Source organism: Nostoc sp., from assembly GCF_036919675.1.
Lineage (GTDB): Bacteria > Cyanobacteriota > Cyanobacteriia > Cyanobacteriales > Nostocaceae > Nostoc.
Genome location: NZ_JBALCP010000002.1, coordinates 1 through 5954 on the forward strand (window position 1 = coordinate 1; position 5954 = coordinate 5954).

The following is a 5954-nucleotide window of genomic DNA, read 5'->3' on the forward strand; positions in this document are numbered from 1 at the left end:
TGTTCGGTGTGGGCAGGTAAGGAGTCAATTCTGAGTCTGAATAGTAGGGCTTTCACCTACATCTGACCGAGAGTTCAGCCTTTTAGTGACAGTAATCTGCTGTCGGGCTGGATTAGTTATTTACGGACTGGATACCGTGATTCACTAACCAACGAATCGCACCGTGAGTGGTAATTAAAGTTTCATAAGGCTGTATGGGAGTCACAGACGATCGCAGCAATTGCAGATATTCTCCATCTGTACGGCTGAGTTTGTGGGGTGCGATGGTGTTTTGATCCAACTGCTGCAACATCGCTAAATAGATACAACGGCAAGCTTCACGGTAGTTACCCTGACGGTAAAATTCTTGCGATCGCTCCAACAAAAGGCCTATGGATGACTCATTAGAGTGATTTTTTACGCGAAAATCAGTGAGATTGCTACTTCTATTCAGCCAAGAATATACATAAGGACTGAATTCTCGCCATAATCGCCAACTCACCCAAGCTATAAATAAGCCTATTACCAGCCAAAAGAGGAATTTCAACACCTCACCAAGCCTTGGGCTAATCGACCATCCAGTAGGCAATTCGGGCATTGCCTGTTGAAAGCGGTAAAACTGGTATTCACACCATTCTCCCACTTGGTGTTGGAATTGAGAAAGCTGCCAACTCCAGCTAGTTTTTTCAAAAGTATCTGTAGGCATAAGGGGGAGTGGGGAGTGAGGAAAGCAGGGGATGCAGGGGAGGCAGGGGGGCAAGGGGGAGAATAAAAATTACCTCTTTCTCCTCTGCTTCCTGCCCCATGCCCATGACTATTGACTATTGACTATTGACTCTTTTTTTATCACTATCGAGCCGATAACAATAAGTAACGCACCGAATGCAAGAAATCCTAGATCCCAAACTAACTGATTTGGGCCTGGTTTCACATGATGGATACCGAGAATTTGGTGGTCAATTAAACCTTCAACAAAGTCAAATAACCCAGTTCCAATCACTATTGACCCAATAAAGGTTTGTGATGACCAAGGAACATCATCACGCCCTCCTGCACGCCATAGCAACACAAGTCCTACCACGGTGAATACCCAATCCAAGGCATGAAATAACCCATCCCATACCATGTTCAAATCTATATTCGCCGTGTTTGTCAGGGGTCGAATGCTACTGAGCATATGATGCCACTGGAGGAGCTGATGCAGTAAAATTCCATCAAGAAATCCTCCAAGACCCACACCAAGACAAATTCCAGCACTAATTAGCGGTGCGCGTCGGTAGAAGGTTTCACTTTTTGCCTCCATTGTCAACCTCATAGATAGGCTTTCTTACCAAAATACAACATCTTTTGGGAGGAAAATCTTCTATCTTGAGGTAGATACGGTCATTCAACTTAAATCAATCAATTTTCAAATTTAATCTGCATACCCGCTTTCACTGGGTCGAAATCTTGAGGAAAATGGGTGCTGCGATCGTAGTCTGCTTTTTCCAGATTCGCTCCTTTGAGGTCAGCTTGGCACAGATTCGCTGACATCAACAATGTTCCCCTAAGATCACTATCCTTCAGATTAGCTTGACTTAGATCGGCAAAGCTCAGGTCAGTTCCCCTCAAATTAGCGCCACTCAGGTTAGCTTCACTCAAGTCAGCATAACTGAGATCAGATCCTTTCAAGTTAATGCTTTGCAAATTAGCATCACCCAGTTCTGCTTTACTAAAATCTCGTTTTCCGGCTGCATAACTCTCCACAAGAGTAGCGGCACTATTTATCGGCTGTTGAGAATTAACTTCAGGCATATAACAGCCTCACGGGTTATCTCGTTATTACTTTGATATTAAGGATAAAAATCCTCCCACTTCATCCTTCCTAAATGTAATACATGAGTTCCTTCTGCTTGCGGATTGATCTTCGCTCACAAAGGTCTTGGAGTGTATAATTTTCCAAAACGGAGTTAGCAGCCTGACGTGCTTCCTGCCACACTTCCTGAATTAGCTCACCTTCTACCGTGTTGGGAGTCGGCTCACAAGTAGAGACAACAATATCTGACCCTTCCATGCAGCTAAAAGCATCGAACACTGTAATCTTACCAGGTTCTCGTGCCAGAACATAGCCACCCTTGGCTCCGCGGATACTCTTAATTAAACCTCCACGCCTTAATGTTGCTAGGAGTTGTTCCAAATACCGGTTCGGTATGTCTTGCAATACCGCTATCTCTCGAATTTGTAGAGCTTCACCGTTAGGGTAGCAGGTTGCCAACTCTAACAGGGCTAGAAGTGCGTATTCTGATTTGTTAGAGATTACCACAGGCGTAATATTTTAAAGTCATACTTTAAAGATACAAAGTCCTTGAGTTGGTTTCCCTAACCTCCTGGTAAGAAAAACTTTACAATAAACTTATTGTTGACGGGCTAACTCTACTTTAAAGACCTTCAACAATAGAAGCAACTATTTTTTGCTTTTAATTCGATAAATAAAAGTGATTGATTATTGTACGTCTTTTTGAGTTTAAGAGTTTAACAGTTATTAGTTATCAGTTTCATGCAAAATTTTTTATGTCATTGCGAACGAAATGAAATATAGCAAAGCAATCCCAAACCGCAAGCAGATTGCTACCCTGCGGGAACGCCTGCCGTAGGATGCCCGAACGCAAGAGCGTCTCCTTTAGGAGAAGGGCTGTAGGGCGAACATTTCGCCTTGCTTCGGTAATGACAAATGTATATTTAATTTTGCACTACTACTTAACTCCAATCCTCTGCCTCTTTGTTGACTTGTTTAAGGACTTTCAACATAATTTTATTTGGAAGTTCCTAAATCCTTTTGTCTGGCAATGTTGCTTAATTTGACTTTTAAATCTGCCCATTTTACCCCTGCTAGGCTGGGCAAAACAACATGAGCGGCTCCAACTCGTTCAGCGGGGCCGAGTCCTACTGCCCACATACCAGCAGCTAGAGCCGCTTCTACGCCTGCTGCGGCATCTTCTACAACTACAGATTGCTCTGGTTCGAGTCCTAGTTGCTTGGCTGCGTACAGAAACAGGTTGGGTGCTGGCTTGGGTTCCTGTACACTATAACCGTCAGCGATCGCATCTATTTTATCAGCAATGCCCAGTCGCTCGATCACTGTGCGGGCATTTTTACTACCTGAACCAATACCGATCTTAATCCCAGCTTGCCGCAGTTCATCCAAGAAGGCGATCGCACCTGGCAACAAATCCTGGGGCGTCATATTTTGCATCAATTCCACATAATAGCGATTCTTACGCTCCATCATCTCCTCAATTTGTGCTTCCGAATAGGGTCTATCCTTAAGAATCAGCATCAGGGAAGCACGACGGGATACACCCCGCAGCGCTTCGTTAGCCTCGCGATTAAACGGTATACCCTCTTCATCTGCTAACTTCTGCCAACCTAGATAATGAAGTTCTGCAGTATCTGTCAGCACACCATCTAAGTCGAAGATGAATCCTTGGATGTTGAGGTTATCGGTTGCTTCGCTCTGGGATTGGGGATTGGCGACTGGGGGGGATGAGGCAGGGGGAGCAGCAGAATAAGTTTGGTGTTCAGAAGCTTTTGAGCGGAGATTTGGGGGATTTGCAGAAAGGGAAAGTTGGAGAGATTTTAGTTGATTAGTTATATCCTGGGCAACTTCTCCCTTACCGAGATCGAACTCGTGCCATTTCCCGCGCCAGTGCAGTTTAAACTTCAAGCGTGTCCAGCCAGGGGGCAGGTGGGGATTGGCTACGGGGCCATTTTCGGTTAGTTGGATGCCACCGAATCCAAAAATTACAGCTTGCCAAACGCCACCAGCAGTAGCGCCATGAATTCCATCTTTGGTGTTACCTCGGTTATCTTCAAGATCCACCATTAAGGCGTGCATAAACTGTTTGTAAGCTTCCGTTGATTTGCCCAAATCGGAAGCTAAGATGGCGTGAACTGCTGGACCAAGGGACGAACCATAGGTAATGTCGGTGCGGGGTGCGTAGTAGTCCCAGTTTGTCTGCAATGCTTTTTCGTTGTAGGGAAAATCTGCTGATTCCCGCATTAAATAAAGCAGCATCAATACATCCGGCTGCTTGAGTACTTGAAATTTATTGGTTTTCTCAATACCCAAGATGCCTTGCATGGAGCGATCGCGTGGTTCATATTCTGCTAAGTTAATATCTTCCAATTGGAAAAATCCCTCGATCTGCTCAATTAGTTCTGTTGATGGGTCATAGAAAAACAATATTTTGGCGATGATATCTTGCCAGTGCGTTCGTTCTTCTGGGGTGAGTTTTAGTTTCTGTTCTAGTTCGGTAGCTCGTTCGGGGAATTTGTCAACCAACCAATCATAGACTGCGATCGCTTTCTCTAAATGCCATTGCGCCATCCGGTTTGTAAAGGCGTTGTTGTGGACGAATTCATGGTATTCATCCGCTCCGATCACTCCCCGGATTTCATACTTTTCCTGCTCAGGATTGAATTCTACCCGGCTACCCCAGAAAATAGCGGCATCCAAGATCACCTCTGCACCGCACTTTTGCATCCACTGATCATCACCAGTGGCTTGCCAGTAGTTCCAGATGCCGTAGGGGATATCTGCATTGATATGAATTTCGCGATCGCGACACCAAATCCGCACGTCTTCACCATAAAAATCACTTTCGAGTGCCCAACGTGGTGTGACTTCATCTCCGGTATCTGCACTTTCCCAGGCATACATTGCCCCTTTATACCCGTAATGGGCTGCTTTGCGTTGCGCTCCTGGTAAGGTGTGCCAGCGGTAAGTAAGTAAGTTGTGGGCGATCGCTGGTTGGGTAAACAGAAACAGGGGCAGCATAAAAATTTCTGTATCCCAAAAGATATGACCGCGATAACCAAACCCCGAAAGGGTTTTCGCAGGAATACTCACCCGTTCATCATCCCGTGGGCCAGCAATCAGCAGCTGAAACAGATTGTAGCGAACAGCAAAAGTAGCTGTGCTATCCCCTTCAATCATGATGTCACTTTGCTGCCAAACCTCATCCCATGCCTGTAGATTGGCTTTTAGTAATGTTGCATAGTCTGGCAGGTGTGCAAGTTTTTCTTGAGCTGCTGAGACTGGTGTATCAATCTCCCGCGAGGTAAAAACTGTGACAATTTTTTCTACCTTTACGGTCTGTTGCGCTTTCGCCTGGTAGGTCGTACTCAAGGTAGGATAACCAGGTGCAGTACTGACTTGCAAAGATGCTTCAGTGCCTGATATTGTTACCTTAGCTGCCATACCGAGTTCAATTCGGGAGTTGCGGGTGCGGCGTTGCAACCAGATTCCTTGGTCTGTCTTACCCTGATCGAGTCCTTCCCAGTGATTGAAACCCTGATTTTCTGGATAGCCGTTAATGCTAGCTTGAACTTCAATTAACCCATCAAAATCTACTGGCGTTATATTGCAGCGTAGCGCCAACACGTGCGGATCTGCAAGACTAACAAAGCGTTCAAAGTAGATATCTATGGTGTTCCCACTCGGAGAACGCCAACGCAAGGCCCGGATCAGTAGTCCTTGACGGAGGTCAAGTTGGCGATCATAGCTCAATATCTCACCTTGATCCAGACGGAAGCGATCGCCATTCACAATCACTACCAAGGGTAGCCAGTCTGGGCAATTTACCAGTTCAGTGTACACCACTGGCACATCGTCATAGACACCGTTGATGAAAGTAGCTGGCAATGCATGAGGATGCCCTTCCTCAAAACTGCCCCTTGTTCCCAAGTATCCATTGCCGATTGTAAAGACGGTTTCTTTGGATTGCAATTGCTCAGGGTCAAACTGGGTTTCGATTAATATCCAGTCTGTGTAGATAAAATGGCGAGAATGACCTTTTGTTTGCATAAAGTAGGGAGTGGGGATTTTGAGTCTTTAAGGGAGATGAACGGAGTTCCGAGGTGGATGAACGAGTATCAAAGGTGGATGAACGGAGTTCCGAGGTGGATGAACGAGTATCAAAGGTGGATGAACGGAG

At 45.5% G+C, this 5954-nt stretch carries 5 protein-coding genes; all 5 read right to left on the reverse strand.

Going from position 1 to position 5954, the window contains the following annotated elements; translation table 11 throughout:
* Positions 1–112 precede the first annotated feature (112 nt).
* Complete coding sequence (locus tag V7K49_RS00110; RefSeq protein ID WP_335204034.1) at positions 113–685, reverse strand: hypothetical protein; 573 nt, start codon at positions 683–685, stop codon at positions 113–115.
* Between the two features lie 108 nt (positions 686–793).
* On the reverse strand, positions 794–1282 hold the full coding sequence (locus V7K49_RS00115) for a DUF2243 domain-containing protein (protein ID WP_334874837.1): 489 nt from the start codon (positions 1280–1282) through the stop codon (positions 794–796).
* A 98-nt stretch (positions 1283–1380) separates the two neighbouring features.
* Positions 1381–1773 carry a pentapeptide repeat-containing protein gene (locus tag V7K49_RS00120; RefSeq protein ID WP_335204036.1) on the reverse strand — a complete coding sequence of 131 codons (393 nt, stop codon included), beginning with the start codon at positions 1771–1773 and terminating at the stop codon, positions 1381–1383.
* Between the two features lie 70 nt (positions 1774–1843).
* Positions 1844–2281: an RrF2 family transcriptional regulator gene (locus V7K49_RS00125; RefSeq protein WP_334874699.1), complete on the reverse strand. Its 438-nt coding sequence runs from the start codon at positions 2279–2281 to the stop codon at positions 1844–1846.
* Between the two features lie 489 nt (positions 2282–2770).
* Positions 2771–5824, reverse strand: coding sequence for a beta-phosphoglucomutase (gene pgmB / locus V7K49_RS00130; RefSeq protein ID WP_335204037.1), 3054 nt, complete (start codon positions 5822–5824; stop codon positions 2771–2773).
* Positions 5825–5954: the final 130 nt, after the last annotated feature.

Coding starts and splice junctions, on each gene's coding strand:
- V7K49_RS00110 (WP_335204034.1), bottom strand. CDS start 685: ATGCCTACAGATACTTTTGAAAAAACTAGCTGGAGTTGGCAGCTTTCT.
- V7K49_RS00115 (WP_334874837.1), bottom strand. CDS start 1,282: ATGGAGGCAAAAAGTGAAACCTTCTACCGACGCGCACCGCTAATTAGT.
- V7K49_RS00120 (WP_335204036.1), bottom strand. CDS start 1,773: ATGCCTGAAGTTAATTCTCAACAGCCGATAAATAGTGCCGCTACTCTT.
- pgmB (WP_335204037.1), bottom strand. CDS start 5,824: ATGCAAACAAAAGGTCATTCTCGCCATTTTATCTACACAGACTGGATA.